The sequence below is a fragment of the Vibrio sp. 1249-1 genome, from assembly GCF_033340495.1.
In genome coordinates, this window is sequence record NZ_JAWOWJ010000459.1 from 1 (window position 1) to 737 (window position 737).

Sequence of the window (737 nt, forward strand, 5' to 3'; positions counted from 1 at the left end):
CGACCCATTAGATGGCACACAAGAATTCATCGCACGTAGTGGCGACTTTGCGACCATCATTGCATTAATTGACAACAACAAGCCAGCGATGGGCGTGGTATATGGGCCTGTTTCTGGCGTCACGTATTACGCATACAGCGGCAAAGGTGCGTGGAAAATCCCAGACATGTCTGAAAGCGTGAAAATCCACACGCACAAACATGAACAAGCAGGACAAAACATTGCCATTGCTATCAGCCGTCGCCAAGACATTAATCGTATCACCAGCCGCATGAGCAGCGCTTGGAACTACGACTTAATTCCTCTCGGTTCTGCAGCACTAAAAGCGTGTTTGGTGGCGGAAGGAGCGGTCGATTGCTATTTACGTTTGGGCCCTACTGGCGAATGGGATACAGCAGCAACGCAATGCATCGTGGAAGAAGCAGGCGGACGCATTCTCAGCACTCACCTCGAACCTTTGTCTTACAACGAACGGGAAACGCTAGAGAACCCGAACTTTATCGTGCTGGGCGATACGAATTTGCCTTGGGATGACATCCTGCAACGCAAAGATTAAGTACTTATACTTGCGTAACTCAACTTGTATCATTAGGCCGTGAATTCCGTTCACGGCCTTTTCTTTTTCCGCATGAGTAGCTTTAACAGTATTTGACCTGCCATATACCTAAAGCTAATCAAACTGCACAAAACCACACAATCCAATTAAAATACAAGCACTTAAACAACCAACCTTATCC

1 protein-coding gene is annotated in these 737 nt (G+C 47.1%); it reads left to right on the forward strand.

Features of this window, described 5'->3' with window-relative positions; translation table 11 throughout:
* Nucleotides 1-556, forward strand: a 556-nt coding sequence (locus R7Z50_RS26980) for an inositol monophosphatase family protein (RefSeq protein ID WP_318149680.1), incomplete at its 5' end; no start/stop codon positions are given.
* Nucleotides 557-737: the final 181 nt, after the last annotated feature.